The sequence below is a fragment of the Chryseobacterium sp. SIMBA_028 genome (assembly GCF_046535285.1).
Lineage (GTDB): Bacteria > Bacteroidota > Bacteroidia > Flavobacteriales > Weeksellaceae > Chryseobacterium.
Genome location: NZ_JAWRWZ010000149.1, coordinates 1 through 293 on the forward strand (window position 1 = coordinate 1; position 293 = coordinate 293).

Annotated in this window: 1 protein-coding gene; it reads right to left on the reverse strand. The window is 41.0% G+C overall.

The features are described from left to right. On the reverse strand, positions 1 to 293 hold a 293-nt coding region (locus tag SCA31_RS22930), incomplete at both ends, for a M16 family metallopeptidase (RefSeq protein ID WP_410699343.1).

Consider the following 293-nt stretch of genomic DNA (forward strand, 5'->3'; position numbering starts at 1 on the left):
GGTTGGGAAAAGATTTCCGTAAGGCTGGTTGTCCATTCTTAATCTTTTCTCTTCTTTCACTACCTCTCTCTGAGTATCTACCCCAATCTGGTTGATCACTGCATGACGCATTCTTTCAGCTTCCATCCAAAGACCTAACTGTTCGTTGTTAGACGGGAAAGTTTCATAGTAATACGTTCTGTCATTCGTTGTATTGGCATTGTTTTGTCCTCCGTTTGAAGAAACAATTTTAAACCAGTCGCCTCTTTTGATATTAGGGGTACCCTCGAATAAAAGGTGCTCGAAAAAGTGTG